The organism is Janthinobacterium sp. 344, from assembly GCF_900112025.1.
Classification (GTDB): domain Bacteria; phylum Pseudomonadota; class Gammaproteobacteria; order Burkholderiales; family Burkholderiaceae_D; genus Janthinobacterium.
On record NZ_FOKL01000012.1, the window covers coordinates 60,021 to 86,001 of the forward strand.

23 protein-coding genes are annotated in these 25,981 nt (G+C 62.8%); 8 read left to right on the forward strand and 15 right to left on the reverse strand.

The annotated features are described in order from the left end of the window. Positions 1 to 34 precede the first annotated feature (34 nt). A complete protein-coding gene (locus BM193_RS25010; RefSeq protein WP_254786410.1) occupies positions 35 to 1,984 on the forward strand; it encodes a S9 family peptidase in 1,950 nt (649 codons plus the stop codon). A gap of 10 nt (positions 1,985 to 1,994) precedes the next feature. On the opposite strand, the gene BM193_RS25015 is transcribed toward BM193_RS25010, so the two are convergent. Then, a complete protein-coding gene (locus BM193_RS25015) occupies positions 1,995 to 4,145 on the reverse strand; it encodes an FUSC family protein (RefSeq protein ID WP_092802947.1) in 2,151 nt (716 codons plus the stop codon). A 90-nt stretch (positions 4,146 to 4,235) separates the two neighbouring features. Then, positions 4,236 to 5,924 carry a M14 family zinc carboxypeptidase gene (locus tag BM193_RS25020; protein WP_092802943.1) on the reverse strand — a complete coding sequence of 563 codons (1,689 nt, stop codon included), beginning with the start codon at positions 5,922 to 5,924 and terminating at the stop codon, positions 4,236 to 4,238. Positions 5,925 to 6,073: 149 nt separating this feature from the next. Here BM193_RS25020 and BM193_RS25025 point away from each other — a divergent pair, with 149 nt between their 5' ends. After that, a complete protein-coding gene (locus BM193_RS25025; RefSeq protein ID WP_092802939.1) occupies positions 6,074 to 6,643 on the forward strand; it encodes a hypothetical protein in 570 nt (189 codons plus the stop codon). A 92-nt stretch (positions 6,644 to 6,735) separates the two neighbouring features. On the opposite strand, the gene BM193_RS25030 is transcribed toward BM193_RS25025, so the two are convergent. The 6 genes from BM193_RS25030 to purB form a co-directional block, all read right to left on the reverse strand. Beyond that, positions 6,736 to 8,889 (reverse strand): S46 family peptidase, encoded by a 2,154-nt coding sequence (locus BM193_RS25030; RefSeq protein WP_092802936.1) that lies wholly within the window; start codon positions 8,887 to 8,889, stop codon positions 6,736 to 6,738. Positions 8,890 to 9,196: 307 nt separating this feature from the next. After that, positions 9,197 to 9,466, reverse strand: a complete 270-nt coding sequence (locus tag BM193_RS25035; RefSeq protein WP_092802933.1) for a GlsB/YeaQ/YmgE family stress response membrane protein — start codon at positions 9,464 to 9,466, stop codon at positions 9,197 to 9,199. A gap of 166 nt (positions 9,467 to 9,632) precedes the next feature. Then, positions 9,633 to 10,208 (reverse strand): YceI family protein, encoded by a 576-nt coding sequence (locus BM193_RS25040; protein ID WP_092802930.1) that lies wholly within the window; start codon positions 10,206 to 10,208, stop codon positions 9,633 to 9,635. A 139-nt stretch (positions 10,209 to 10,347) separates the two neighbouring features. Next, positions 10,348 to 10,902 carry a YceI family protein gene (locus BM193_RS25045; RefSeq protein WP_092802927.1) on the reverse strand — a complete coding sequence of 185 codons (555 nt, stop codon included), beginning with the start codon at positions 10,900 to 10,902 and terminating at the stop codon, positions 10,348 to 10,350. A gap of 197 nt (positions 10,903 to 11,099) precedes the next feature. Further along, on the reverse strand, positions 11,100 to 11,624 hold the full coding sequence (locus BM193_RS25050; RefSeq protein WP_092802924.1) for a cytochrome b: 525 nt from the start codon (positions 11,622 to 11,624) through the stop codon (positions 11,100 to 11,102). A gap of 192 nt (positions 11,625 to 11,816) precedes the next feature. Further along, entirely contained in the window at positions 11,817 to 13,196 is a 1,380-nt protein-coding gene (gene purB, locus BM193_RS25055; protein ID WP_092802921.1) for an adenylosuccinate lyase, read from the reverse strand. A 267-nt stretch (positions 13,197 to 13,463) separates the two neighbouring features. Between purB and BM193_RS25060 the strand changes: the two genes are divergently transcribed. Then, a complete protein-coding gene (locus BM193_RS25060; RefSeq protein ID WP_092802918.1) occupies positions 13,464 to 14,078 on the forward strand; it encodes a glutathione S-transferase N-terminal domain-containing protein in 615 nt (204 codons plus the stop codon). Between the two features lie 180 nt (positions 14,079 to 14,258). Here the strand turns inward: BM193_RS25060 and bfr are convergent, their stop codons facing one another. After that, positions 14,259 to 14,735 (reverse strand): bacterioferritin, encoded by a 477-nt coding sequence (gene bfr / locus BM193_RS25065; protein WP_092802915.1) that lies wholly within the window; start codon positions 14,733 to 14,735, stop codon positions 14,259 to 14,261. 415 nt (positions 14,736 to 15,150) lie between these two features. Here bfr and BM193_RS25070 point away from each other — a divergent pair, with 415 nt between their 5' ends. Continuing rightward, positions 15,151 to 15,831 (forward strand): Fe2+-dependent dioxygenase, encoded by a 681-nt coding sequence (locus tag BM193_RS25070; protein ID WP_092802912.1) that lies wholly within the window; start codon positions 15,151 to 15,153, stop codon positions 15,829 to 15,831. A 249-nt stretch (positions 15,832 to 16,080) separates the two neighbouring features. On the opposite strand, the gene BM193_RS25075 is transcribed toward BM193_RS25070, so the two are convergent. Together BM193_RS25075 and BM193_RS25080 are read right to left on the reverse strand one after the other, a co-directional pair. Continuing rightward, positions 16,081 to 16,782 (reverse strand): energy transducer TonB, encoded by a 702-nt coding sequence (locus BM193_RS25075; RefSeq protein ID WP_092803106.1) that lies wholly within the window; start codon positions 16,780 to 16,782, stop codon positions 16,081 to 16,083. A gap of 17 nt (positions 16,783 to 16,799) precedes the next feature. Then, positions 16,800 to 17,015 (reverse strand): (2Fe-2S)-binding protein, encoded by a 216-nt coding sequence (locus BM193_RS25080; RefSeq protein ID WP_092802909.1) that lies wholly within the window; start codon positions 17,013 to 17,015, stop codon positions 16,800 to 16,802. A 424-nt stretch (positions 17,016 to 17,439) separates the two neighbouring features. Between BM193_RS25080 and BM193_RS25085 the strand changes: the two genes are divergently transcribed. The 4 genes from BM193_RS25085 to BM193_RS28905 all read left to right on the forward strand — a co-directional run bounded on the left by BM193_RS25085 (position 17,440) and on the right by BM193_RS28905 (position 20,145). Continuing rightward, complete coding sequence (locus tag BM193_RS25085; protein WP_092802906.1) at positions 17,440 to 17,724, forward strand: FeoA family protein; 285 nt, start codon at positions 17,440 to 17,442, stop codon at positions 17,722 to 17,724. Positions 17,725 to 17,726: 2 nt separating this feature from the next. Next, positions 17,727 to 19,628, forward strand: a complete 1,902-nt coding sequence (locus BM193_RS25090) for a ferrous iron transporter B (RefSeq protein ID WP_092803103.1) — start codon at positions 17,727 to 17,729, stop codon at positions 19,626 to 19,628. A 9-nt stretch (positions 19,629 to 19,637) separates the two neighbouring features. Then, positions 19,638 to 19,919: a hypothetical protein gene (locus BM193_RS25095; RefSeq protein WP_092802903.1), complete on the forward strand. Its 282-nt coding sequence runs from the start codon at positions 19,638 to 19,640 to the stop codon at positions 19,917 to 19,919. A 64-nt stretch (positions 19,920 to 19,983) separates the two neighbouring features. Then, entirely contained in the window at positions 19,984 to 20,145 is a 162-nt protein-coding gene (locus tag BM193_RS28905; protein WP_175533414.1) for a hypothetical protein, read from the forward strand. 47 nt (positions 20,146 to 20,192) lie between these two features. Here the strand turns inward: BM193_RS28905 and nagZ are convergent, their stop codons facing one another. The 4 genes from nagZ to BM193_RS25115 form a co-directional block, all read right to left on the reverse strand. Then, on the reverse strand, positions 20,193 to 21,734 hold the full coding sequence (gene nagZ / locus BM193_RS25100; RefSeq protein ID WP_092802900.1) for a beta-N-acetylhexosaminidase: 1,542 nt from the start codon (positions 21,732 to 21,734) through the stop codon (positions 20,193 to 20,195). Between the two features lie 189 nt (positions 21,735 to 21,923). After that, complete coding sequence (locus BM193_RS25105; RefSeq protein WP_092802897.1) at positions 21,924 to 23,534, reverse strand: FMN-binding glutamate synthase family protein; 1,611 nt, start codon at positions 23,532 to 23,534, stop codon at positions 21,924 to 21,926. Positions 23,535 to 23,757: 223 nt separating this feature from the next. After that, positions 23,758 to 24,768: a M48 family metallopeptidase gene (locus tag BM193_RS25110; RefSeq protein ID WP_092802894.1), complete on the reverse strand. Its 1,011-nt coding sequence runs from the start codon at positions 24,766 to 24,768 to the stop codon at positions 23,758 to 23,760. Position 24,769: 1 nt separating this feature from the next. Further along, positions 24,770 to 25,822 carry a YjgN family protein gene (locus BM193_RS25115; protein WP_254786411.1) on the reverse strand — a complete coding sequence of 351 codons (1,053 nt, stop codon included), beginning with the start codon at positions 25,820 to 25,822 and terminating at the stop codon, positions 24,770 to 24,772. Between the last annotated feature and the right edge of the window lie 159 nt (positions 25,823 to 25,981).

Sequence of the window (25,981 nt, forward strand, 5' to 3'; positions counted from 1 at the left end):
CCGGCGGTTTTTTTTATTTCTAACCGGAATTTACATGATGAAAATAACTGATCTGGCCGCTTGCGGCTTGCTGGCAAGCAGTCTTCTTGGCAGCGCAGCGCAGGCCGCTCCTGCCGCCGAGCCGGCATTGCGCGACTATCGCGCCGTCGCCCTGTCGGCCAATGGCCAGCGCATCGCCGCCATCGAATCGAGCAAGGCGGGCGAGCCGCCGCAGCGTCCGCATGCGGCCATCGTCGTGCGCGACGCCGCCAACGGCACCATCGTGCAGCAATTCGACCCGTGCGCCGTGTGTTCCTACGACAAGCCCAACTGGTCGCCCGATGGCAGGCAACTGGCCTTTGTCGGCTACGACGCCAAGGCGGGCACGGCGCATCTGTACCTGGCCACGATGACACAGGCGCAGACGCGCGTGTTGACCAGTATCAAGGGCGTGGCCAGCACGGCGCGCTGGTCGCCCGACGGCACGCAGCTGGCCTTGCTCGCCACAGTGGGCGCGCGCAAGCTGGCCGGCGCCGTGGAAGCGGGCGTGCGCCAGGTGGGCGAAGTGGGCAGCGAAGACGATGCCCAGCGCATCGGCGTCGTGCCTGCCAGCGGTGGCGAGCTGCGTTTGCTGTCGCCAGGCGACACCTATGTATATGAATATAACTGGACCCCGGATGGACGCGGCTTCGTGGCCACCAGCGCGCAGGGCAATGGCGACAGTAACTGGTGGGTGGCCAAGCTCAGCCATATCGACGCCGCCACGGGCGTCCTGCGTGTGGTGGCCGCCCCTGCCATGCAGCTGAACCTGCCTTCCGTTTCACCTGACGGCAAGACGGTGGCCTTCATCGGTGGCCTGATGAGCGACTTCGGCGTCACAGGCGGCGATCTCTACACGGTGCCGCTGGCCGGCGGCACGCCGCGCAATCTCACGCCAGACTATCGTGGCACCTTCAATGGCGTCGTCTGGCGCAGCGCCGGCTTGCTGGCAACGGCCTTGATCGATTCGCAGCTGGCGCTCGTGCCTGTCGATGTGCAAACGGGTCCCGCCCAGCCCGTGCTGCTCGGAGAACTGAGCAGCGGCGGCAGCGATGGGCGTCTGTCGTTCAGCGCCGACGGCCGGCGCGCCGCCGCAGCACAGCAGGACTTTACGCATGCGGCCCACTTGGTGGCCGGCCCCGTGGGCCAGTTGAAGAAGATTACGCATGACAATGATCACTTCACACCTCAGCTGAGCGTGCAAAACGTGGGCTGGACCAATGAGCAATACCAGGTGCAGGGCTGGTTGCTGGGGCCGATGAAGGTCGAGGCGGGCAAGCAGTATCCGATGATCGTCAACGTGCATGGCGGTCCCGCAGCAGCGGCCTCGCCGCACTACGTGGAAGCCGGCGGACAGATCCAGGAATTCACGGATAAAGGCTATTTCATCTTCCTGCCCAACCCGCGCGGCAGCTTTGGCCAGGGCCAGGCATTTACGCGCGCCAATATGGCCGATTTTGGCGGCGGCGACTGGCGCGACATCCTGGCCGGCATCGATGCCGTGCAAAAAGTGGCGCCCGTCGATGGTCAGCGCCTGGGCCTGATCGGCCACTCGTACGGCGGCTTCATGACCATGTGGGGCGTCACGCACAGCGACCGCTTCAAGGCGGCCGTGGCCGGCGCGGGCGTGTCGAACTGGATCAGTTACTATGGCCAGAACGGCATCAACCAGTGGATGATCCCCTTCTTCGGCGCCTCCGCGTATGACCAGCCCGAAGTCTACCGCCGTGCCTCGCCCATCGAATCGATCAAGGCAGCGAAGACGCCCACCCTGATCTACGTGGGCGAGCGCGACGTGGAAACGCCGGCCGCCCAGTCGCTGGAATTCTGGCACGGCTTGCGCGCCATGGGCGTGCCGTCCAGCCTGTTCATCTACGACGGCGAAGGCCATTCCTTCCGCAAGCCCGAGCACCAGCGCGACTTGCGCCAGCGCACCCTGGCGTGGTTTGAGCGTTATCTGAAATAAGCTGGCAGCCTTAGCGCGGCGCCACAATATGCACGATCGCCGCGCTATGTACCACGATCTTGTCCGCATCCGCCTGCAACAGGCGAATGCGACGCTGCACCAGCGGCCAGCCTGACCAGGCCACGTCGCTGACGGGCGGCGCGGCTGGCGGGGCCAGCGGCGCGCTGATGGCGGCCTTGTTGTCGAGCTGATCCAGTGCGCGCGACAGGGTCGAACACACTTGCGTATGGCTGTGGCTGAGCAAGGCGTTGACGGGCGCGACGGGCAGCTGGCTGGCGTGGCGCCCGAGGATCGAGCGCAGCGCCGCCACGTGGGCCACCAGCAGGTAATTTTGCACGATGAACAGGTTGATGTCTTCCACGGCCCGCTGCTTGCTGGCCGGTTCGTCGAGCATGCGCACCAATGCCGAGCTGAGCGCGGCCAGGCTGTCCATCAGGCGCTTGCGCTCGATGCGGTAGGCGAAATCATCGAAGCATTTTCCCTGCAGCAGCGCGAAGCTGGCTTGCATATACGACAGATTCACGTTCAGCACCTGGCGCACCAGCCGTGGCAGGCTCTGGTATTCCCAGTTGGCCAGCACAAAGCTGAACACGGTGGCCACCGCCGCACCGATCAGGGTGTCGATCAGGCGCTCGCTGACGAGGTTCGGGTTGCTGGGCGCCACCAGGTGCATCTGCAGCAGAATCATCAGGCTGACGGCGATGGCCGTATAGCGGTAGCGCAAATAGATGAAGGTGGGCGTGGCGACGATGGAGAGAAATAAAATCGCCATCAGCACGATATTGCTGTGCACGAAGCGGATCACGATGGCCGTGATGACGCAGCCGATGATGGTGCCGATGATGCGGTCGGCGCGGCGCTGGCGCGTCATGCTGAAGGTGGGGCGCAGGATGATGACGATGGTGAGCACGATCCAGTAGCTGTGCGCCGCATACGGCAGCCAGTGGCCGATCAGCAGTCCCACGGAAATGGCCATCGACACGCGCAGGGCGAAGCGGAACACGGGCGACTCCAGGCGCAGATTCGACAGCAGGGTTTTCAATTCATACTTTTGCTGCGACAGGAAGGGCGCCATGTCCGCGCCGCTCCAGAATGGCACGTCGGCATAGACTTTTTGCGTCGCCAGGTGCAGTTCACCGATCATCTTCAGAATGGCGCGGATCTTGTTGCGCTGCGCGCGCAGGGTGGCCAGCGCTTCCTGCGCCTTGTCGCCTTTCGCCTGCAGGCGGGCAATTTCTCCTTCGATGTCGGCCCATTCCTTGTCATAGCTGATCTGCGCATACGAGGCGCGCTTGCGCGTGACGGCATACGCCACGGATTCGATGTCGCGCGCCGCCTTGTAGGCCAGGTCGTGCAGGGAATTGAGCACGTGGGAATCGGCCAGGTGCTGGCGCAGCAGCGCGTAATCCGTGTGCGTGGAGAGGATCAGTTCATATAAATCGAGCATGCACACGTGCACCTGCACCACGATGGCATCCTTGCTGTTCTTGTGGCTGCGCAGTATCAAATCGCGCGACGCCTGCTGGCGGTCGGCGAGGATGCTCTGATGACGCACCAGCTTGTTGAACTGCTCCGTCAGGTTAAAACGCGTGTCGTAGAAATCGGCCTTGATGTCGATGTAGGCGGCCAGTTCGAACAGGGCCTCGGCCAGCACCTGCTGCTTGATGCGGTGGCGCAAGACCCAGGCGATGGCCATGGCGTAGGCCAGATAAATCAATCCCCCCAGCATGAACAGGCCCGCATGGTGAAACGATTGCTGCCACGTCATCTGGTGTTCCATCGACATGGTCATGATGAACAGCGCGGCCAGCTGCAAGGGCATGGATTTCTTGCCGTACACCACCATCATGCTGGCGAGAAAACTGACGAGCACGAGCACCGTCAGCAGCAGCCAGTGCACGGGGCCGCACAGGCTGATCAATAAAGTGACGGCGCTGCACAGCAGCACCGAGGCGAGCATTTCGTTGAACTTGTGGCGCAGCGGACTGGGCATGTCCATCAGGGTCGTACACAGGGCGCCGATGCACACCGTCATGGCGGTATCGCTGTCGCTGATTTCCAGGGTCAGCAAGGTCAGGCCGACGAGGCCGATGGCCACGCGCAAGCCCAGGTAAAAATAATGGCTGTAAATAAAGGTGCGCAGGTTCAGTGCGTAGTGCATGGGTGTACCTTGTGGGTAGAGCACAGAAAGAGGCGCCGCACCGGGGTCTCCGATGCGGCGCCAGGATGTTGCAGTCGCTACCGTCCCCAGTTACATGAGGGCGATCACCGGGTAGCGCCGCCATTCCGGCTCGGCAAAGCGCTGGCAGTGTTCAAAAATGAAATCCAGCACGGCTTCCTGATTGCTCAACAGGGCCGGGTTCGCCGCTTTCCAGTCGGCAAACTTGGCCGCCAGTGCCGGCTCGTCGCGCAGCAATTCGGATGCCATGTCTTCGAAGACGTAATCGGAAAACGCTTCTTTCTTTTCCAGCACGCTGTTGAAGAAGCCCCAGCGGAAGAAGCTGTCGTGCGCCTGCGGTTCCAGGGTTTCCACGGCGTAGCGCGCATTGTCCTGGGCCAGGCTGACCACGTAGTCGCCCGCCTGCAGGGTGAATTCGCCCGTGCGCGCTTCCAGTTCCACCGTGTCGTGGAACATGTGGCCCTCGTAGGCCATGGCCCGCGTGCCGACGCTGTTGATGTGATAGTAGCGTGCCGTTACCGTCTGTTCGGCGGTGATGCGGTGCATGTCGACGCCGTTCCAGCGCAGGCGCTCGATGACTTCGCGCCACGCCTGCGGCACCACATAGGCTTTCGGCGCGGCCACGGTGACATCCGCATCGAAGCGGTTGTAATAGGCGATGTCGCGTTCCCACGGCTGCGAACGGTCATACGACAGGCGCTGGTAGTCGCCCAGGATACTCGGCGTGTATCGCGCCGCATACCCCTTGAAGGGGAAGGTCGACGGTTGTGCTTCGTTCATGGCCCAGTGGATGGGCCATTCGGCTTGCGTGCGGCCGGCGGCCTTCGCTTGCGCGCGCAATTGCCTGATCTGTTCGCCATGCTGGACCGTGAACGCCATGGTGATGTCGAGCAGGGCGCGCATGGAAGCGTAGCGGTCGGCAAACGGTTTCAACATGTGCGTTTCCGGCATGAAGCCGATGACGTGATGCAGGGCCGCAAAACCGGTCGAGAACCGCGGCACTTCGAGGAATTCGGCGATGCCGTGGTCGGGGCTGTCCTTGACGGGATTGACGTATGGGCAGGTGGGCCAGCCGGCGCTTTCCATTGCCGCAAAGATGTGCGGCAGCATGGTGTCTTGCAGGAAAGGCCCCAGGCCATTGCCCAGCTTATCCGTCTGCGTGTGGATCAGGGTCATCGTGTACGGGTAGTCGGCGCCGTTCGACGTGTGCGTGTCGACCATCACGTCCGGGTCCCAGCTGGCCAGCAGGCGGTTGAACACTTGCGCGTTCAGGCTGTCGCACTTGATGAAGTCGCGGTTCAGGTCCAGGTGGCGGCTGTTGCCGCGGAAGCCGAACTGCTCCGGGCCATCCTGGTTCACGCGCGACGTATTGGCGCGGTTCAGGCTGCCATCGACGTTGTAGATCGGAATGAACAGCAGCACGGTCGTGCCCAGCGCCGCCAGGCGCTCCGGCTGCGTGCAGAGGTCGCGCACGATGGCCATGCAAGCATCGATGCCTTCCGGTTCGCCCGGGTGGATGCCGTTGTTGTTGAAGAACACGGTGCGCCCTGCGCGCTTGATCTGTTCGCGGTCAAACACGCCGTCCGCGCTGACGACGCCAGCATGGATGGGCACGCCCGAGTCCGACAGGCCGATCTGTTCGAAATGCAGCACGTGCGGGTAGCGCGCGGCGAGTTCTTTGTAGAAGGTGATGCATTCCAGCCAGGTCGTGGTCTGGTTGTGGTTACCGAGTTCGTAGGTCGTGCGCAAGTCTGGTGGCATAGCGGTCTGAGTCTGGGAGGGGGAAGGCGCGCTGGGTAAGTACGCCCGCTAGGGGCCAATTGTAGCACCGGCGTCCGCGGCCTGATGCGCCGCAGGGGGCCAGGTGCGCACTTGTGGTATGAATACGTTTCACGCGCAACGGGGGCGGCATGGTGAAGACGGCGATGGCGGTGCTGGTGTGGTGGGCGGCCCTGGCGGCGCAGGCGGCGCCGTTGCGCTTGCCGGCTGGCCTGGCCCCCGTGGCCGATGGCGGCGCCGTCACGCCTGTTGCGCGGGGCGCCTTGATACGCTACCGGGGCTGGCTGCTGGCCGTCGATGGCGCGCCATCCACGGAGCGGCCCGATGTCTTGCTGAGTTCGGCGAGCAAGTCCCAGGCGCCGCGCCTGCAGGTTGGCAAGCGGGTGCGCGACTTGCCTGTATGGTCGTCCTTCGAGCTGGTCAAGGGCAGCACGCGCCTGCGCATCACGGCCTTGCCGGGCGCGGATGAGGCGCCCGCGCTGCTGCTCGATTTTGGCGCCAGCGATTACCGCATCGTGATTCCTTCCACCGCGATTGCGCGGCAAGACTATGGCGCGCTGGCGCAGCGGTTTCCCGGCGCCGACCTGGCCTTGCTGCCGCAGGACGGCCGGCGCGTGATGCTGCCGCTGGGCGGTGCGGAAGCGCAGGTGTTTGGCGCGGAGCAAGCCGTGCCTTTTCGCTTTGCCAAGGTCAAGCGCTAGTAAAACGCCAGGCGAAAAAAAGCCACTCCCGCAGGAGTGGCTCAGGCGACAACCGCCCGTTGCCGGGCTTATTAGTTGTTGTTATCCGCGAATTACTCGGCGCCCATTTCTTTCAGCAAGTTGTCGGCGTGGTCGATGTGTTTCATGTTCCACAGCATGTAGCGCAGGTCGACCTGGATCGAACGGGTGTTGGCCTTGTTGTAGTCCCAGTCGGAAATGATCGAGTCCAGCGTGCCGTCGAACGCCAGGCCGATGAATTCGCCCTTGGAATTCAAGGCCGCCGAACCGGAATTGCCGCCGGTGATGTCCAGGGTCGCCAGGTAGTCGACGGGCACGGTTTTCAGCTTCGGATCGACAAATTTGCCGAAGTCCTTGGCCTTGATCGCGGCCAGTTGTTTCGCTGGTGCATTGAACTCGCCTTCGCCCGTGGCCTTGGCCACCACGCCATTGACGGTGGTGAACGCGGTCCAGGTGGTGCCGTCGGCGCCATGGTCACGGCCGGCAACTTTGCCGAACGTCACGCGCAGGGTGCTGTTGGCGTCAGGGTAGACGGCTTGGCCCTTGCTCTTCATGAAGGCGATTTTCGCTTTCATGTAGTTGGCGTAGCTTTGCTGGATCTTGCCTGCCAATTCCTCGTCTTCCGCTTCGTTTTTCAGCGAATCCGGATACATGGCGACGGCGGCCTGGATGAAGCTGTCCTGGCTGGCCTGGAATTCGGCTGGCGTGCGTTTCAGCCAGGCTGCGCGCTCGGCCTTGTCGCCCAGCTTGCTGCCGGCATACAGTTTGTCCAGGGCGGCAGCCAGGTCGGCTGGCGACATGCCATCCTTGATGCCGATGGCGGCGTCGAAGCTGGCGCGGCGCTGCGCCGCCGGTTGCGCGGCGTACTTGGTCAGGCTGTTCAGTACCAAGGCCTTGTCGACTTTTTCATCGTAGGTGCGCTCGACCGAGGTGATGCCCGCTTCCAGGCGAGGCAAGTCGCGCGACTGGTAGCCGGACTTGCGCTCCGTGTCGGCCTTGGTGCTTTCGTTGGCCAGGCGGTACAGGCTGCGTGCCGTGTTCAGCAGGCGTGGCTGTGCGTAGCCCAGGAAGAAATCGCGCTTGATGTCGGCATCGCGCTCGGCGATCAGCTTTTCCACTTGCTCGATGTCGCCGGCAAATTCCGCCTTGCGGGCAGGATTGGCGTTGACCCAGGTTTTCAGGGCTTCATGTTCCGCCGTCTTGCGGGCCAGGAAGTCGCTGCCCGCGTACGAGTCCAGCATGCCCTGGCGGTTCTTGTAGTAATTGTTCACGCCAGCCACCTGGCCCGCGTATTTCAGGGCAACATCCTTGTTGTCCTTGGTTTCGCGCGCGATGATGGCCAGGGTTTCGCCCGACGCTTTCACGAAGGCCGGGTAGTTCCAGTCGAACGTGAACGCCACTTCCGATGGCAGGCGGTGACGGTTGGTGCGGCCAGGGTAGCCCAGTGCCATGACGAAATCGCCTTCCTTCAAGCCATCCTTGGCCAGTTTCAGCACGTGTTTCGGCTGGTACGGCACGTTATCCTTGCTGAAGTCGGCAGCCTTGCCGTCCTTGCTGACATAGGCGCGGTAGAAACCGTAGTCGCCCGTGTGGCGCGGCCACATCCAGTTGTCGGTGTCGCCGCCGAACTTGCCCACGCCGGCTGGCGGTGCATGCACCAGACGCACGTCGCGGATTTCCAGTTGCTTGATCAGGTAGAACTCCAGGCCGCCGTAGTAGCTCGACACGGTGCAGCGGAAGCCCGCTTCTTTTTCGCAGGCCGCCACCAGTTGCTTCTGGTTTTTCTCGATCGCGTCGATGCGTGCCTTGCCTTGCAGCTTGGCCACTTCCGGCGTGATGATCTTGTCGCTGACATTCGTCACGGCCGAGGTGACGAAGATGCGGCTGCCTGGGGCGGCCGGCAATTCTTCAGCGAAGGTCTTGGCCAGGAAACCGTTGGCCAGCAAATCGCGCTCTTTGGTCGAGTTGACCGCCACGCTGTTGTAGACGCAGTGGTGGTTGGTGGCAACCAGGCCTTGCGGCGAGACGAACGACGCCGAGCAGCCGCCCAGGCTGACGATGGCGCCCATCGGGAACTCGGTCAGTTTGGTCAGGGTGGTCGGGTCCAGTTTCAGGCCGGCCGCTTTCAGTTCCTTGGCTACTTGTGGCAGCTGTTGGGGCATCCACATGCCTTCATCGGCATGTGCGAAGTTGCTCAGGATGGCGAGCGCGATTAAAGATTTTTTCATTCGATTTCTTGTCTTTTTACATGGTGGGAAGTCGGAATCAGCGTGCGTACCCAGTGGTTTTCTCAGCGGGCGACCTAGAGTATCCGTTTCGAAGTGTGACTAGTCAATGACATTTTCCTCAGGGTATGCTAGAAAATGATGCTTTTAAGGAAATATTTTTGATGTGAGCATAGGAGGCATCAGGCTGCAGGGCGCATTATTTCGTGGTGGCGACTGTGGTATTGTCCAGACAATTGTTTTGATGGCAATGAAAATGGCCGGGCGCTTGCGCGGCCCGGCCAGTGTGGATGGCACGCTGGTGCACATGTCAGCGTATTTTGCCGCGTCGCAAGAGATTCACGATACCCAGCAGAATGACGGCACCCAGGAACGAGACCAGCAGCGAGGACAGGCTGAAGTTGTCGCTATTGATGGTGCCCGTGCCAAACAGGGGCGCCAGCAGCCAGCCGCCCAGGAAGGCGCCCACGATACCGACAATGATATTGAGGAAGATGCCTTGTTGCGCATCGGTTTTCATGACCATGCTGGCCAGCCAGCCGATGACGCCGCCAATAACGATCCAGATAATGAAATTCATGTAATCCTCCGCGCGATGGTAAGTGGGTATGCCATGTTAGAAAAACATCATGGCAAATTGATACTGATGCCGCACGATAGAAAAGTCCAGCGGATTCGCATGGCGCATGCAAAAGCCCGCCTGGCTGCGGACAGCGAGGCGGGCTTTTCATGCGGCAAGATCGTGTTTAGTCGGCCTTGATGGCTTCCACCTGGATCGCCAGCTTGACTTCCGGCGAGAACGCCGGCAGGCCGTAGTTCAGGCCAAAGTCGCTGCGCTTGAATTCGGCCGTGGCGTCCGCGCCGCACACTTCACGCTTGTAGCGCGGGTGCATGATGCACTTGAATTTGCTCACGTTCAGCTTGACGGGCTTGGTCACGCCCAGCAGGGTCAGCTCGCCGTCGACTTCCACCAGCTGGTCGCCGTTGAACTTGAACGATTTACTTTTGTAGGTGATTTCGGGGAATTTTTCCACGTTGAACATGTCCGCTTTTTTCGCGTGCGTATTCATGGCGTCCAGGCCGAAATCGATCGAATCGGCATCGATGACCAGGTCCAGGCTGCCCGTCTTGGCGGCCCGGTCCAGGGTCACGGTACCCTTGGTCTTGTTGAACTTGCCGCGCCACACGGACATGCCCATGTGATCGGCTTCGAAGCTGGGGAAGGTATGCGTCGGGTCGAGGTTGTAGGTCTCGGCGGCGGCCAAGGCCGAACCCGCGCCGGCGGCTGCCAGCACGGCGATCATCAAGTGCGAAAATTTCATGCAGATCCTAAAGTTGAACAGCTTGTGAGGTTGTTGTGGGGAACGCCTGAAAAACGTTCAGGGCCAGGCGCCTTGCCGACGGCAGTACGCATAGTACGACGAGGCAAGGGCAACCCAGTCATGGACGTTTTCTCGGGTGTTATTGCGCGGCGACGTGGAACTTGATCGTGACTTCATCGGCGACCATGCTCGTGTCCTTCCACTCGCCTTCGCCGATGTTGTAGGTCAGGCGCTTGATCGGCAGGGCGCCATCAAACGTGTATTTGCCGCCATCGGCTTTCACCGTCAAGGGGAAGGTCACGTCGCTGGTCTTGCCTTTGATGCTCAGCTTGCCGGTCACCGTCAGCTTGCCCGCGCCAGCGGCCTTGATGCTGCTCGAAACAAAGGTGGCTTTCGGGAACTGGGCCGAGTTGAACCATTCTTTCTTGGCCACTTCCTTGTTGTACTCCGGGTCGCCGATATCGATGCTGGCCGTGTCGATGTCCACCGATGCCTTCGAGGCGTCCGGCGTGGCCGGGTTGTAGTCGATGGCGATATTGAATTTCTTGAACTTCGCTTCCACGGGCACGTTCATTTGCTTGAAGACGGCCGAGACGCTGGTCTTGGCGGGATCGACTTTCAGCAGGGTGGCGGCGGTGGCGGCCACGGACAGGCCCAGCAGGGAAGCGAGGACGATGCGTTGGGTGGTTTTCATCTTGTTTTTTCCTGTGTTTCAGTGAGCAAAGCAGATTGAGACGGACTTGGAACGCCGGACAAAACCGTAGCGAGCGGAAGTGCGGCTCGGCGCCCCCGTTGGTCCGAGAAGCGGCACTGTGCTTGGCACGGGGCCGCCGAGGCAGTGAGCATCGCAGGCCGCAAATCGCGACGCGCAGCAGGTTTGGTTCGACGTTCTTAGGGCAGCATGCGCTTAAGCACGCCGTCGCGGTCGATGAACTGGTGCTTCAGCGCCGCCAGTACGTGGGCGGCCACGGCGGCGGCCATCGTCATGTTCAGAACATAATGAATCTCTTTTAAAAGTGGCTTAAGTTCCGGGTTCGGCGCCATGATGACGGGCAGCTGGAACAGGCCCAGGTACACCACCGGCACGCCGGCGGCCAGCGTGTACAGGTAGCCGGAGATGGGCACGGCGAAGATCAGGATGTACAGCAGCACGTGCATGGCGTCGGCCGCCTTCTTTTGCCAGGCAACCATGCTGGCCGGATGCGGCGGCGGCACGTTCGCCTTGCGCCACAGCAGGCGGATGGCAGCGATGGCCAGCACGGTCACGCCCAGCCATTTATGCCACGAGAAATATTTGAGCTTGGTGGGCGTCAGGCCGGGGATATCCGTCATGACCAGGCCCATGATGAAGGCGCTGATGATCAGCAGGGCCGTCAGCCAGTGCAGGATGATGGCGGTAGTGGTGTAGCGTTGCATCGGCGGCTTTCTTGAAAGTAGTACGTATTAGGACTAATTCGACCTAATATACCAAAGAAAAGCAAATTGCGCTGCGTGCTGGAGATTCTACAAGAAAGCGCGGCGGAAAAACCGCGGGGCGGGCAGCATTTGTGTGCTGGCCGCCCCGCGGGAAGGGATCGGATGATCCCGATGTGGAAACTACTTCAATACTTAAATGGCCTTGGCCAGCTGGGCCGCGATGCCGATGTAGTTCGCCGGCGTCATGGTCAGCAGCACGTCCTTGGCATCTTGCGGGATGGCCAGGCCGTTGACGAAGGTTTGCAGCGCCTCTTTCGAGATGCCTTTGCCGCGCGTCAATTCTTTCAGCTGCTCGTACGGGTTTTCGATGCCGTAGCGGCGCATCACGGTTTGCACGGGCTCGGCCAGCACTTCCCAGGTCGCGTCCAGGTCTTGCGCCAGGCGCGCATGGTTCACTTCCAGCTTGTTCAGGCCGCGCAGGCAGCTGTCATAGGCCAGCAGGGTGTAGCCCAGGCCCACGCCGATGTTGCGCAGCACGGTCGAGTCGGTCAAGTCGCGCTGCATGCGCGAGACGGGCAGCTTTTCCGACAGGTGTTTCAGCACGGCGTTGGCCAGGCCCAGGTTGCCTTCCGAGTTTTCGAAATCGATCGGGTTGACCTTGTGCGGCATGGTCGACGAACCGATTTCGCCCGCTTTCAGTTTCTGCTTGAAGTAGCCCAGCGAGACATACGTCCAGATGTCGCGGTTCAGGTCCAGCAAAATGGTGTTGGCGCGCGCGAAGGCGTCGAACAGCTCGGCCATGTAGTCGTGCGGTTCGATCTGGATGGTGTACGGATTGAAGACCAGGCCCAGGCGCTGTTCGATGACGGCTTGCGAGAACGCCGGCCAGTCGAAGCCCGGGTAGGCCGACAGGTGGGCGTTGTAGTTGCCGACGGCGCCATTCATCTTGCCGAGGATTTCCACTTGCGCGATGCGTTTCACGGCGCGCTGCAGGCGCGCCACGACGTTGGCAAATTCCTTGCCCAGGGTGGTCGGGCTGGCCGTCTGGCCGTGCGTGCGCGACAGCATCGGCACGTCCGCATTGTCGTGCGCGATCTGCGTCAGCTTGGCCACCAGGCCGTTCAATGCCGGCAGCATCACGCCATCGCGCGCCGCCTTGAGCATCATGCCGTGCGAGGTGTTGTTGATGTCTTCCGAGGTGCAGGCGAAATGGATGAATTCCGACGCCGCCACCAGTTCCGGCACGTCCGCGACTTGTTCCTTCAGCCAGTATTCGACGGCCTTGACGTCATGGTTGGTGACCGCTTCGATCGCCTTGATGCGGGCCGCGTCGGCTTCCGAGAAGTCGGACGCCATCTTGTCGAGCAGGGCGTTCGCTTCGGCCGAGAACGGCTTGATTTCGGCGAAACCGGCTTGCGACAGCGCTTGCAGCCAGGAGATTTCCACTTTCACGCGGTGGTGCATGAAACCGGCTTCGGACAGGATCGGGCGCAGCAGATCGGTCTTGCTGGCGTAGCGGCCATCGAGCGGAGACAGGGCCGACAGCGTGGAATACGGAGTAGTAGAAGTCATGAGAGCGGACGCAAGTTAAAAGAAACGGTTGGCGTGTGGCGCGCGGGGAGGGTGGCGCTGGCGTGAGCGCGATCATGGTGGCGCACCACGATAAAGGGCGATTTTACCACTGCGCGGACGTGCCGGCCCGCGAAAGGGGCGTTTTGGCGGCGAATCGGCGCGCGATGCGGCCTGCTTGCCACAGCCTGCGCCAGGTCATCCGCGCGCTGCCAAACGCGCCTGCCGCCGATGCTATACTGGGTGTTGCTCCTTCACCTTAAAGTATCCATGAAACTGATCGGTTCCCTCGCCAGCCCATATGTCCGCAAAGCCCGCATCGTGCTGGCGGAAAAAAAGCTCGACTATGTCTTTGAGCTGGAAAACGTGTGGGTGCCGGAAACGCGCATCGCCCAGGCCAATCCGCTGGGCAAGGTGCCCTGCCTGGTGATGGAAGATGGCAGCGCGCTCATCGACTCGAGAGTCATCGTCGAATACCTCGATACGCTCACGCCCGTATGCAAGCTGCTGCCGGCCGGCGGCAATGGCCGCGAACGGGCCGACATCAAGAACTGGGAAGCGCTGGCCGACGGCATCCTCGACGCGGGCGTGCTGGTGCGCCTGGAGCGCACGCAGCGCCCGCCGGAACAGCAAAGCGCGGCCTGGATCGCGCGCCAGCTGGAGAAAGTCACCCTGGGCCTGGCGGCGCTGGAAGCGCGCCTGGGCGAAAGCGCGTATTGCGCCGGCAAGAACTACACGCTGGCCGACGTGGCCGTGGGATGTACTTTGGGCTGGCTCAGCTTCCGTTTCCCGGAAATCGACTGGCGCGCCGACCATCCCGCGCTGGTGCGCCTGTTCGACAAGCTGTCCGAGCGCCAGTCGTTCAAGGACACCGTGCCGCAGTAAGGGCATGGACGTAAAAAAACCGGCCATTGCCGGTTTTTTTATTTCACCACCAAGGTTACGACGCCTGATAAAACCGTCGCGAGCGGAAGGAAGAGGTGGCCGGGAAGCGCAACCGTACTGGAGTACGGTGAGCATCGCAGGCCGCCTATGCCGACGCGCAGCAGGTTTTATCCGGTGTCATCACTCCTCAACGGCCATCTGGCTTTGCAGGTAGTTCTGGATGCCGACCTTGGCGATCAGGTCGATCTGCGTTTCCAGCCAGTCGATATGCTCTTCCGTGTCTTCCAGGATCATCAGGAACAGGTCGCGCGAGACGTAGTCGCCGGCTTTTTCGCAGGTGGCGATGCCTTCCTTGACGGTGGCGTGCGCGGCGCGTTCCAGTTTCAAATCGCATTCCAGCATTTCCGGCGTGTTCTCGCCGATCAGCAGCTTGTGCAGCGCTTGCAGGTTAGGCAGGCCGTCGAGCATCAGGATGCGGTCGATCAGCTTGTCGGCGTGTTTCATTTCGCCGATCGATTCTTCGTATTCCTTCTTGCCCAGCTTTTCCAGGCCCCAGTGCTTGTACATGCGCGCATGCAGGAAGTACTGGTTGATGGCGGACAGTTCGTTGGTGAGCTGTGCGTTGAGCAAGCGGATGACTTCTTTATCGCCCTTCATGGGATTTCCTTTGTTCTGCGTTCGATGATGAAACCGGAGGCTGCTGGCGGCCACGGCCGGGTGGCGAAGGGCTGCCTGGTGGCGCGCTGGTTGCCGGTCTCGCTATGCCCGCATGATAGCGCAAAATGTGGGCGATTTTTGCTGAGAAACGGCGTTTTTCCGTCTTTTTAACGTAAATATCGTGCGAATAAAACCCATTCTCAAGTAAATCGCCACACTTCTCCGTTTTTTATTTGTCAAGGCAAATGGAGGGTATTCTCATTCGCGTTCCTGCTGTCTTTTGTGCATGGTTGGCGCGCCCTGGCGGCCAGCTGGAAACGGCGCAACATGTTTGCGCGGTTCTTGCCTTTATGCCTTCTTGGTCGCTGGCGGCGATGCGATAATCGACAGGGAACTCACTACAAAGGATCGCAAGATGATGCTGCACATCCCCGGCGTGCTGACGCCGGAACAAGTCACCCACTTTCGCCAGCGCCTGGCGCAAACGGACTGGGTCGACGGGCGCGCCAGCGTGGGCGCGCAGGGCGCGCAAGTCAAGCGCAACCGCCAGCTGGCCGAAGGCTCGCCGCTGGCGCTGGAACTGGGCGATATCGTCAGCCGCGCGCTGATGGCCAATCCGCTGTTCTTCTCCGCCGTGCTGCCGCTGCGCATCCTGCCGCCGTTCTTCAACAGCTACGCGGGCGGCGAGCACTATGGCCTGCATATCGACGGCGCCATCCGCACGCCGAAAAACGGCATGCAGTCGATGCGCGCCGACGTCTCGTCCACGGTCTTCCTGAGCGAGCCGGACGAATACGAGGGCGGCGAACTGGTGGTGGTCGATTCCTACGGCACGCATGAAGTGAAACTGCCTGCCGGCGACGTGATCGTGTATCCGTCGAGCAGCGTGCACCAAGTGCTGCCCGTCACCAGCGGCGAGCGCATCTGCTCATTCCTGTGGACGCAAAGCATGGTGCGCGAGGACTGGAAGCGCAGCATGCTGTTCGAGCTCGACCAGAACATCCAGAGCGTGCGCGGCGAGCATGGCGATTCGCCGGCGACCGTGGGATTGACGGGGCATTATCATAATTTGTTGCGCATGTGGGCGGAGATGTAAGGCCGGGGTCAGACCCCCGATGGAGTTGGCGCCGAGCTTGGCGTTGGCGGTGTTGAGGGTCTGACCCCCTAGTACCCAAAGGGTCTGACCCCCCAAAAAAAAGTCTGCCGGGCCCGGGGATGTAGGCTGGCAGACTGAAACAAGCAAATCGCTTGACTAAAAACAGGGCGAAAAAACAGGGCGCAAAAAAGCAAGCAGGGCACGGCGTGCGATGCTTGCGGGCTGGCAGCGGCGCGCGGCCGCCGTGGGCTAGCTCAGTTGGAAGGTCAGCGGTACTAAGACGTAGACCGGCACGGCTTTGCCGTTTTCCACCATCGGCTTGAACAGGGCGCGTTGCGCGGCCTGGCGGCCCGCCTCGTCGAGGTTGCTGTAGCCCGTCGATTTATGGATCAGGATTTGCTCGGGCAAGCCCTTTTCATTGATCAGGATGCGCAGCACCACGGTACCGCTCTCGCCAAGGCGGCGCGACAGGTTCGGGTAGATCAGTTGCGGCGCCTTGATGTATTCCACGCTGCTGACGGTGCGCGGCGTCGCCGGGGCCGGTGGCGAAGGCGCCGGTGCGGCAGGCGCCGCCGGCGCGGCAGTGGCGACCGGTGCCGCCTCGGTGCGCGTTGGCTGCGGCGGCGTGATTGTCGGTTCGCTCGGCGCCACGGCGATCAGCGGCAGTGGCGGGATGACGGCGCGCGGCACGGGCGCGCTCAGTTCCACGGTTTTCGGTACGGCTGGTGCCGGCGGTTTCGGCGGCGCCGGCGGGGCGATGATGCTGATGGTGGTGATGGTCGGCATGGCCGCCGTGACGACCTTGCTCAGCAAGCCGCTCTGGATCGCATAGAAGCCGGCCAGATGCAGGACGACGATGGCCACCAGTGGTGCGAACTTGCGGCGTTTCTTTTCGAAACCGGCAAATTGTTCCACGGCCTGCACCGTTATGGGCGGGGGCATCATCGTCATGGCATTCATCACTTTCCTTAGTTGGTCAGTACAGCTCGCATCAATACGGTTTCTTGCAGCACGACGCTGGCGCTCAGGTGATCGTTCAGCACTTCGCGTGCACAGGTATGGCATTTGCCGCAGCACGTGGCCACGCCCAGGTCGCGGCGCAGTTCGGCCATGCTGGACAGGCCAAGATCGACGGCTTGACGGATTTCACGATCAGATATGTTGTTGCAGACACATACAATCATTGATACACCTTCTGGCTGGATGATGAAAATACACTAGTGCTGCGAAGCATTATTGCTAGTGTTTTAATGAGAATCATTATCATTACGTTTCATTGTCGCGCAAAGTGCAGGACAATGCAAGCGATTTTGATCAAGCGTGTGGCTGCAGGCGGGCTGGCGCGGTGGGCTGGCAGTGGGCTGAAATGCCTGCCGCGCGAATGAGCGAGGCCTTGACGGCCTTGGCTCTCCGGGCTAAATAAAAACTATTCGCATTCATGTTTATAATGCTGGTATTGTCTCGGACGGTCGCCGTCTGGACATAATGAAAGGCCGCTTGTCGGTAATGCGCAACAGTTGCGTTTTACCTCACAACACTGACGGCAATTGCCATGCGCCTGGCGCGGCAACCTGCCTCCGGTGTTCTTAATTTGAACGGATTTTGCTCATGACTCTAGTTCCACCCTTGATGACGCTCGACGCGCTGGCAGTCGGCCAGAGCGGCACGGTGTTGCATATCACGCCCCACGCGGCAGGACAGACGGAGGACGGTGTCGACCTGGCCCGCCGCCTGATGGAGCTGGGCTTCGTTCCTGGCGAACGCATCCGCATGCTCAAGCGCGGCATTCCCGGCGGCGACCCGCTCGCCATCAAGGTCGGCAATGCCACGTTCGCACTGCGCCGCTTCGAAGCGGCGCTGATCACGATTCAACCGTTGACTCAACCGGAATGACCATGGGCGCCGTAGAAACCATCACCGATGCGGGCGTGCACAAGCCGCCGCATCCGCCACAAATTGCCTTGCTGGGCAATCCGAACTGCGGCAAGACGGCCCTGTTCAACCGTTTGACGGGCGCGCGCCAGAAAGTGGCGAACTACGCCGGCGTGACCATCGAACGCAAGGAAGGCCATTTCACTTCGCCGGCCGGTAAACCGGTGCGCGTGCTCGACTTGCCGGGCGCCTACAGCCTGTCGGCCACCACGCCCGATGAAGCCATCACGCGCGACGTGGTGGGTGGCCTGCGCCGCGGCGACCCGCGCCCGGACGCCATCGTCTGCGTCGTCGACGCCACCAATCTGCGCCTGAATTTGCGCCTGGTGCTGGAAGTCAAGCGCCTGGGCCTGCCCATGCTGCTGGCCCTGAACATGACGGACGTGGCGCGCAAGCGCGGCATGCTGATCGACACGGCGAAACTGTCGCAGGAACTGGGCATGCCCGTGGTGGAAACCGTGGCGGTGCAGCACGATGGCGAAAAAGCCCTGCTGGACGCCATCGACGCCATGCTGCCGCTGCCGGCAGTCGATGCCAAGCCGCTGGCGGCCATCGACGCCGTTTCCGTCGAAGAAACCCAGCGCGAAGTGCGCCGCATCCTGGCCGCCGTCAGCAATGACGCCAGCGACCGCGGCAACCTGACGGAAAAGATCGACGACGTGGTGCTGCACCCCGTGTTCGGCCCCCTCATCCTGACGGTGCTGATGTTCCTGATTTTCCAGGCCGTGTTTGCCTGGGCCGCCACGCCGATGGAAATGATCACCGATGGCGTGGGCCACCTGGGCGCCGTGCTGACGGCGAACATGCCCGACGGTCACCTGAAGAGCTTGTTAGTCGAGGGCATCATCGGCGGCGTCGGCAGCGTGCTGGTGTTCCTGCCGCAGATCCTGATCCTGTTCTTCTTCATCCTGGCGCTGGAAGACTGCGGCTACCTGCCGCGCGCGGCGTTCCTGCTGGACCGCCTGATGGGCGGCGTGGGCCTGTCGGGCCGCGCCTTCATCCCGCTGCTGTCGAGCTTTGCCTGCGCCATTCCCGGCGTGATGGCGGCGCGCACCATCCAGAACCCGCGCGACCGCCTGGTCACCATCATGATCGCGCCGCTGATGACATGCTCGGCGCGCCTGCCCGTGTATGCGCTGATCATCGCCGCCTTCATCCCCGAGCGCGAAGTGTGGGGCTACCTGAGCCTGCAAGGCCTGGTGCTGTTCGTGCTGTACTTCGCCGGCATCATCTCGGCCATGGCCGTGGCCTGGGTCATGAAGCGCAGCATGGGCGTGCGCGGCAACCAGCCGCTGATGCTGGAATTGCCCGCCTACCACTGGCCGCACCTGCGCAACCTGGCCGTCAGCCTGTGGGAACGGGCGAAGATTTTCCTCACGCGCGTCGGTACCATCATCCTGAGCCTGATGATCATCCTGTGGTTCCTCAGCACCTTCCCCGGCCCGCCGGACAACGCCATCCATCCGCCGATCTACTACAGCCTGGCCGGCATCCTGGGCCGCGGCCTGGAAGTGATCTTCGCGCCCATCGGCTTCAACTGGCAGATCTGCATCGCGCTGGTGCCGGGCATGGCGGCGCGCGAAGTGGCCGTCGGCGCCCTGGGCACCGTGTACGCGCTGTCGCAAACGGGCGACGCGCTCGCTTCCACGCTGGAACCGCTGATCGCCCATTCGTGGTCGATGGCCACCGCGCTGTCCTTGCTGGCCTGGTACGTCTTCGCGCCGCAGTGCCTGTCGACCCTCTCCGTGGTGAAGCGCGAGACGGGCGGCTGGCGCTACCCGCTGCTGATGGCCGGCTACATGTTCGCGCTGGCGTACGCCGCCTCGTTCATCACGTACCGCGTCGCCCTGCTGGCTGGCGCCTAGGAGAGAAGCATGTGGCAAACCCTCATCGTCGCCCTGATCGTCGCAGCCGCGCTGCTGCATTTTTCGACCAAGTACCTGCCGGCGGGCGTGCGCCGCGCCATCGTGCGCGGCCTCGTGCGCTGCGGCCTGGATGAAGCGAAGCTGTCGGCCTTCTTCAAGGTGGCGCCCGGCTGCGGTAGCGGCTGCGGTTCCTGCGGCTCCTGCGACAGCCCGCCGCCGCCGTCGGCCACGCCGCCCGCCGACGGCAGCAGCAAGCGCGTGATCCTGATGCAGGTGCAGCGCCAGGATTGATGTACGTCTGGCCACGGGCGCGCCCGTCGGCTACACTGGGCTTTCCGTATGGCAAGGAGTGGCAATGGCGATACTGTTGATCTTCATGTTTTTGTTTGCGGTCGCCACCTGGCTGCTGGCCAGCCGGCGCGGCCGCCATGGCGGCGTCTGGTTCGGCATCGGCCTGTTCCTCGGACCATTCGCCTTGCTGGCGGTGGCGGCCTTGCCGCCCGTTGCGCGGCCCTGAACGAAAAAAAACCCGCTGCGGCGGGTTTTTTTACGCCGGTACTGCGCTTAGGCCTTGCCCGCCAGCTTTTCCACCACCGGCGCCAGCGCGGCGGGACGGCAGCCGAAGGCGGCCAGGCGCCCTTGCGCGTGGGGCGCCAGGTCCAGGTCGTACGGCAGGCGGCCCGCCACCAGCCACAGTTTATCCTGCGGCAGGGCCTCGACCAGGCGGCGCTGGCCGTCGACGAACATGGCGTTATACGTTTGCAGCACGATCTGCTGCGCGCCTTGCGCAAAGGCGATGGCGGCATTGACCTCGTCGTCCAGCGCCTCGGCCGACAAGGCGTACTCGCGCACGTTCAGGCCCGCTTCCAGCAGCGCCGGCAGCATGGAGCTGCGCGCTTCCTTGTTGCGGCCCAGCGCCACTTCATCGATCTCGCTGCGCGAGCGCACTTCCACCGTCAGCAGCGTCACGGGCAGGCGTGTGTCCAGCGCGCGATAATCGCCCTGCACGCGCAATGCGGCTTTTTGCAGCAGCTGCGACAGGGCCATGGCGGCCGGCTGCATCAGCGCCGGCGGGGCGACGGGACGCTCGCGCCAGTCGCGCACGGCGCGCTTGCGCTTGAGCTCAGCCACGCGGGCCAGCGCCGCGTCGATGCGCGCCATGGCGATCTCGCCGCTTTCGACTGCGGCGATGACGGCGTCGATGGCGGCCGTCTGCTGCGCCTCGCGGTGCGAGATGAGGACGATGTCGGCGCCCGCCTGCAAGGTGGCGATGGCGCCCTGGGGGATGCCGATGCCGTCGGCGATCGCCGCCATTTCCAGGCAGTCGGTGATGACCACGCCCTTGTACTGCATTTCACCGCGCAGCAGGTCCGTCAGCACGCCCTTCGACAGGGTGGCGGGCACGCTGGTGTCGGCCTCGAAGGCGGGGAAGACCACGTGCGCCGTCATGATGGCGTCGACGCCGCCGGCAATGGCCGCGCGGAACGGCGCCAGTTCCACGGCGCGCAGGCGTTCCTTGTCGTGCGGGACCAGGGCCATGGCGTAGTGCGTGTCGATGGCCGTGTCGCCGTGGCCGGGGAAATGCTTGGCCGTGACGGCCAGGCCGCTGGCGCGCTGGCCGCGCATGGCGGCCATGCCGTATTCGATGACGGTGTCGGCATCCTCGCCATACGCGCGCACGCCGATGACGGGGTTGTTGCGGTTGTTGTTTACGTCCAGCACGGGCGCGAGCAGCATGTTGATGCCCACCTGGCGCATCTCGTCGCCGCTGATCTGGTGCATGCGTTCGCAGTCGTCAGGCGAACCGGCGGCCTGGAAGGCCATGGCGGCGGGAATCGGCGTGATGCCCTGCTCGATGCGCATGACCATGCCGCCTTCCTGGTCGATGGAGATCAACAGCGGGATGTCGGACACTTCCGCGTTGATCTCCTGCAGTTCGCGGCACAGGGCCGATACCTGCGCCGGCGTGTGCACATTGCGGCGGAACAGGATCACGCCGCCCACTTTCTTTTGGCGTATCAAGGTCTTGATATGCTCGTCCGCCTGCAGGGCGTCGAAGCCCACCATGAACAACTGTCCTACTTTTTCGCGCAAACCCTGCTCCATGCTGCAACTCCTCCGGTGTTCATTGTGATGATGGCAGACGTATTCTGGCCCGTGGCGACGCATCGCGGCCGTCAGCGGCAAGGCTGCCTTGTGTTGTACTTGTTTTGGTATTGTATTGGATTCAGTTTTTTGCGCAAGTGGTTATTAAGTGGTATTGCTCCGCTTGCCGCCACTTGCGCCATGCCGCCATCAATCGAGGCGCTTGAACGACGCCGCCTGCGCCTTCGGCCAGTACAGGCCGAATACGGGCGGCAACTGCGGCAGCTGGCTCGGGTCGAGCAGCTGGCCCGCTTCCAGGAAGGGCAGCAGGGCCGAGGCCAGCTTCACCTGGTTCGGTGAAATGCGCCGCACCAGGTGATGCGGGCGCAGTTCCTGCGGGTGTTCGAGGCCGGCGGCGGCGATCAGTTCGGCCAGCGCCTTCATGGTGTTCTGGTGGAAGTGCGCCACGCGGGCGATCTTGTCGTCCACCACCAGCGCGCGCTGGCGCTGCGGGTCCTGCGTGGCCACGCCCGTCGGGCAGCGGTCCGTGTGGCAGCTTTGCGACTGGATGCAGCCCAGCGCGAACATGAAGCCGCGCGCCGAATTGCACCAGTCGGCGCCCAGCGCCAGCAGGCGGGCGATGTCGAAGGCCGTGATGATCTTGCCCGAGCAGCCGATCTTGATCTTGTCGCGCAGGTTGGCGCCCACCAGGGTGTTATGCACCAGCACCAGCGCTTCCTGCAGCGGCGTGCCCACGTGGTCCGTGAATTCCACGGGCGCGGCGCCCGTGCCCCCTTCGCTGCCGTCGACGACGATGAAGTCGGGCGTGATGCCGGTTTCCAGCATGGCCTTGACGATGCCGAAGAATTCCCACGGGTGGCCGATGGCCAGCTTGAAGCCGGTCGGCTTGCCGCCCGATAGCGTGCGCAGGCGCTCGATGAAATGCAGCATTTCCAGCGGCGTGGAAAAGGCGCTGTGCGCGGCTGGCGAGACGCAATCCTCGCCCACCATCACGCCGCGCGTGGTGGCGATCTCGATGGTGACTTTCGGCCCGGGCAGCACGCCGCCGTGGCCCGGCTTGGCGCCCTGCGACATCTTCAGCTCGATCATTTTGACCTGCTCGGAACTGGCGTTGGCGATGAAGCGTTCCTCGGAAAACGTGCCGTCCTGGTTGCGGCAGCCGAAATAGCCGGAGCCGATTTCCCATACCAGGTCGCCGCCGTTTTCGCGGTGGTAGGGGCTGATGCTGCCTTCGCCCGTATCGTGCATGAAGCCGCCGCTGCGCGCGCCGCCGTTCAGGGCCAGGATGGCGTTGGCCGACAGGGCGCCAAAGCTCATCGCCGAGATATTGAAGACGCTGGCCGAATACGGTTTTTCGCGCGGGCAGTCCGGATGGTTGCCGATCTCGATGCGGAAGTCGTGGCCCGTCACCTTGGCGGGGGCGATGGAATGGTTGATCCATTCATAGCCCGCTTCATACACGTCGAGCTGGGTGCCGAACGGGCGCTTGTCGGTCTGCTCCTTGGCGCGCTGGTAGACGATGCTGCGCTGGCTGCGCGAGAACGGCGTCGCCTCCGTGTCGCTTTCCAGGAAATACTGGCGGATCTCGGGGCGGATGCTCTCGAAGAAAAAGCGGAAGTGGGCGAGGATGGGATAGTTGCGGCGCAGGGCGCGCTTGGTTTGCAGCAGGTCGCTGATGCCCAGCAGGGTCAGCGCACCGGCCAGCACGGGCAGCCAGTAATGGTCATGGTAAAACAGGGACAGGACAAAGATGGCGGCCGTCGCAATGAAGGTCAGGTAGCGAAAGGGTACTAGGTGCATGGGCACTCCGGGGAAGTCAGACTGATACTGCTGAGTGTACCGGTGATTTGTGGATCTTGCTGAATGGGAAAGTGTGCGGTTGGAGCGACGCTATCCACGCATGCGACACCTGACAAAACCGTAGCGAGCGGCAGTGATTTGTGGCCGAGAAGCGCAACCGTACTTTAGTACGGTGAGCATCGCCGGCCGCAAAGCGCGACGCGCAGTAGGTCTGGTCAGGTGTTCACCGTTGTGCGGCGCGGATGCGCGCGACGCGTTCCGCGCTGGCCGGATGGCTCGACAGGTAGGGCGTGCCTTCGTCCAGCTTGCCCAGCGCGACAAACACCTGCGCCAGGTGTTCCAGGGGAATGCCGTTCCGGCGCAGCATGGCGATCGCATAGTCGTCCGCCTCGCGCTCGACGTCGCGCGAATACTTCAGGTCCAGCAGCAGCGGCGGCAGGGTCGCCACCACCGTCGACACGTCGCCGAACAGCAGCGCCGCGCCGGCACCCACGGCCGAGGTCTGGATCAGGCGGCGCGTCAGGTGGCGCTGCTGCAAGTGGCCCAGCTCATGCGCCAGCACCCCCATGATGGCCAGGTCGTCCGGCATCAGCGCCACCATTTCATCGGTCAGCACGATGTCGCCGGACGGCAGGGCGAAGGCGTTCGGACCGATCCTGCTCTTGCGGAAAACGATGCGGTGCGCGGGCGTGCTGTCGCCGGGCGTGGCCAGGCGCGCGAACTGCGCGCGCAAGGCTTGCTGGCGCGCGCCATCGAGCTGGCTGGCGGCGAACACGTGCTGGTCGAGGAAATCGAGCACGCCCTGGCCCAGCTGGCGCTCGACGGACTGCGGAACCGCATACGCCACGCCTTTCGCCACCACGGGCAGCAGATACTGATAGCTGAGCCACAGGGCCAGCACGGTGGCGACGGTGGCCAGCACGGCGCCGCGCCAGCTTTGCTGCAGCCGCACCACCCAGCCGTCGCGGTGGCCCGTGGCGTGCAGCAGCTCGCTGAAGGCGGCCTGGTCGGCGATTTCCAGGTAGGCGCCATCGGGAAAGCTGACCTTGCGCGCGGCGTGGCTGCTGCGTTCGGAGACGTGCAGCTCGCCCAGCGGGCAGCTGCGTTCGATATCGCCGGCCAGCACGGCCATGCCATCGCGCACGCCGAGCGTGACGTGGTACAGGCGCGAAGTCTGGCCGTCGAAATAGCGCGCGGCCAGCGCGGCGTTTGCGGCGGGGCTGTCGCTCGGCATGCTACAGCGACAGGTCGAAGTCCAGCAGGTCGACCACGCCTTCTCCCGTGGCCGATACTTGCTCGCCGGTGGCGGCGACAAAGGCATCGAGATTGCCGTGCACCAGCATGGACGTCGCTTCCAGGCGGTATTTCAGCCAGCGCACGTGGGCGAATGGCGAAAACAGGCCCAGGGTGAGGACGATGCCCAGCAGGTTGGTCAGCATGATGAAGGTGGTGCGGCCCCACGTCAGCTGCGAGGCGAACTGGTGCTGCTGCAAGCGCGTGTGGTTCCAGATCAGGTTCTGGATCATGGTGAGGAACAGCGGCAGCACGAGGAAGAGCCAGGCGTACAGGGCGGCCACGGCGCCGAAGATGCTGCCGGCCTTGGTGACGTCGTTGGCATGCGTGGCAAACGTGGCGAAGACGCTGGCGAAGACGACGAAGATCAGCACCAGGAAGCCGGCCAGCAGCAGGGCGAAGAACAGCAGATACGTCTTGTAGAAGCTGCCGACCGTGGCGTTGAAGCTGAAGTTACTCGTGCCGAAGCGGCTGTGCGTATGCTGGAAGCGCTTCAGGCGCTGGTGCAGGAACGGCGTCATCAGGCCGCCCGTGAAGGTATTTAGGATGGGCAGCCAGAGGAAATACAGGTAGGCTTCCTTGGCGTTGCCGTTAAAGCCGAAGCGGATGCCGCGGTAACTGGTGTTATAGAGCTTGAATTGCAGGCTTTTCCACACCAGCCATGGCAGCACGGCCATCATCAGCACGAGCATGATCAGGCCAATGATGGGCGAGACCTGGAAGGCGATGTTGTAGCCGCCGATCAGCACCACGGCCGCGATGCGGCCCTTCAGGATGGCGATGGCATTGCCGTGATATTCGAAGCTGCTGCCAGCGAGGTGGGTGCTGGAATAGAAATAGCGGTTGCGGCGCACCTTGGCCCAGGCCGAGTAAATGCCCAGGGTAACGATGCTCAGCAGCAGGTTGACGATCCAGATGCGGAAGTATTCGCTGCCGGTGGCGCTGAAGGTGATGGCTTCGCGCTGGGCGATGTTGTTGTTGACGTCGACATCCACGGGGGAAATCCTTACTTATTGGAAACAAAACAAGATAAGGGATTCCTCAAAAGTTATCAATTGAAACTACTGTTTTTCGCAACTTTTTTACCGATTCGCTTGCGCCGCCGCAATAATGCCGGCCCGGCTATACTGGAACTCAACCATCGCTAACGGGAA

Excerpts from the sequence above, each read along its gene's own strand:
- BM193_RS25010 (WP_254786410.1), top strand. The coding sequence starts at position 35 with ATGATGAAAATAACTGATCTGGCCGCTTGCGGCTTGCTGGCAAGCAGT.
- BM193_RS25015 (WP_092802947.1), bottom strand. The coding sequence starts at position 4,145 with ATGCACTACGCACTGAACCTGCGCACCTTTATTTACAGCCATTATTTT.
- BM193_RS25020 (WP_092802943.1), bottom strand. The coding sequence starts at position 5,924 with ATGCCACCAGACTTGCGCACGACCTACGAACTCGGTAACCACAACCAG.
- BM193_RS25025 (WP_092802939.1), top strand. The coding sequence starts at position 6,074 with ATGGTGAAGACGGCGATGGCGGTGCTGGTGTGGTGGGCGGCCCTGGCG.
- BM193_RS25030 (WP_092802936.1), bottom strand. The coding sequence starts at position 8,889 with ATGAAAAAATCTTTAATCGCGCTCGCCATCCTGAGCAACTTCGCACAT.
- BM193_RS25035 (WP_092802933.1), bottom strand. The coding sequence starts at position 9,466 with ATGAATTTCATTATCTGGATCGTTATTGGCGGCGTCATCGGCTGGCTG.
- BM193_RS25040 (WP_092802930.1), bottom strand. The coding sequence starts at position 10,208 with ATGAAATTTTCGCACTTGATGATCGCCGTGCTGGCAGCCGCCGGCGCG.
- BM193_RS25045 (WP_092802927.1), bottom strand. The coding sequence starts at position 10,902 with ATGAAAACCACCCAACGCATCGTCCTCGCTTCCCTGCTGGGCCTGTCC.
- BM193_RS25050 (WP_092802924.1), bottom strand. The coding sequence starts at position 11,624 with ATGCAACGCTACACCACTACCGCCATCATCCTGCACTGGCTGACGGCC.
- purB (WP_092802921.1), bottom strand. The coding sequence starts at position 13,196 with ATGACTTCTACTACTCCGTATTCCACGCTGTCGGCCCTGTCTCCGCTC.
- BM193_RS25060 (WP_092802918.1), top strand. The coding sequence starts at position 13,464 with ATGAAACTGATCGGTTCCCTCGCCAGCCCATATGTCCGCAAAGCCCGC.
- bfr (WP_092802915.1), bottom strand. The coding sequence starts at position 14,735 with ATGAAGGGCGATAAAGAAGTCATCCGCTTGCTCAACGCACAGCTCACC.
- BM193_RS25070 (WP_092802912.1), top strand. The coding sequence starts at position 15,151 with ATGATGCTGCACATCCCCGGCGTGCTGACGCCGGAACAAGTCACCCAC.
- BM193_RS25075 (WP_092803106.1), bottom strand. The coding sequence starts at position 16,782 with ATGACGATGATGCCCCCGCCCATAACGGTGCAGGCCGTGGAACAATTT.
- BM193_RS25080 (WP_092802909.1), bottom strand. The coding sequence starts at position 17,015 with ATGATTGTATGTGTCTGCAACAACATATCTGATCGTGAAATCCGTCAA.
- BM193_RS25085 (WP_092802906.1), top strand. The coding sequence starts at position 17,440 with ATGACTCTAGTTCCACCCTTGATGACGCTCGACGCGCTGGCAGTCGGC.
- BM193_RS25090 (WP_092803103.1), top strand. The coding sequence starts at position 17,727 with ATGGGCGCCGTAGAAACCATCACCGATGCGGGCGTGCACAAGCCGCCG.
- BM193_RS25095 (WP_092802903.1), top strand. The coding sequence starts at position 19,638 with ATGTGGCAAACCCTCATCGTCGCCCTGATCGTCGCAGCCGCGCTGCTG.
- BM193_RS28905 (WP_175533414.1), top strand. The coding sequence starts at position 19,984 with ATGGCGATACTGTTGATCTTCATGTTTTTGTTTGCGGTCGCCACCTGG.
- nagZ (WP_092802900.1), bottom strand. The coding sequence starts at position 21,734 with ATGGAGCAGGGTTTGCGCGAAAAAGTAGGACAGTTGTTCATGGTGGGC.
- BM193_RS25105 (WP_092802897.1), bottom strand. The coding sequence starts at position 23,534 with ATGCACCTAGTACCCTTTCGCTACCTGACCTTCATTGCGACGGCCGCC.
- BM193_RS25110 (WP_092802894.1), bottom strand. The coding sequence starts at position 24,768 with ATGCCGAGCGACAGCCCCGCCGCAAACGCCGCGCTGGCCGCGCGCTAT.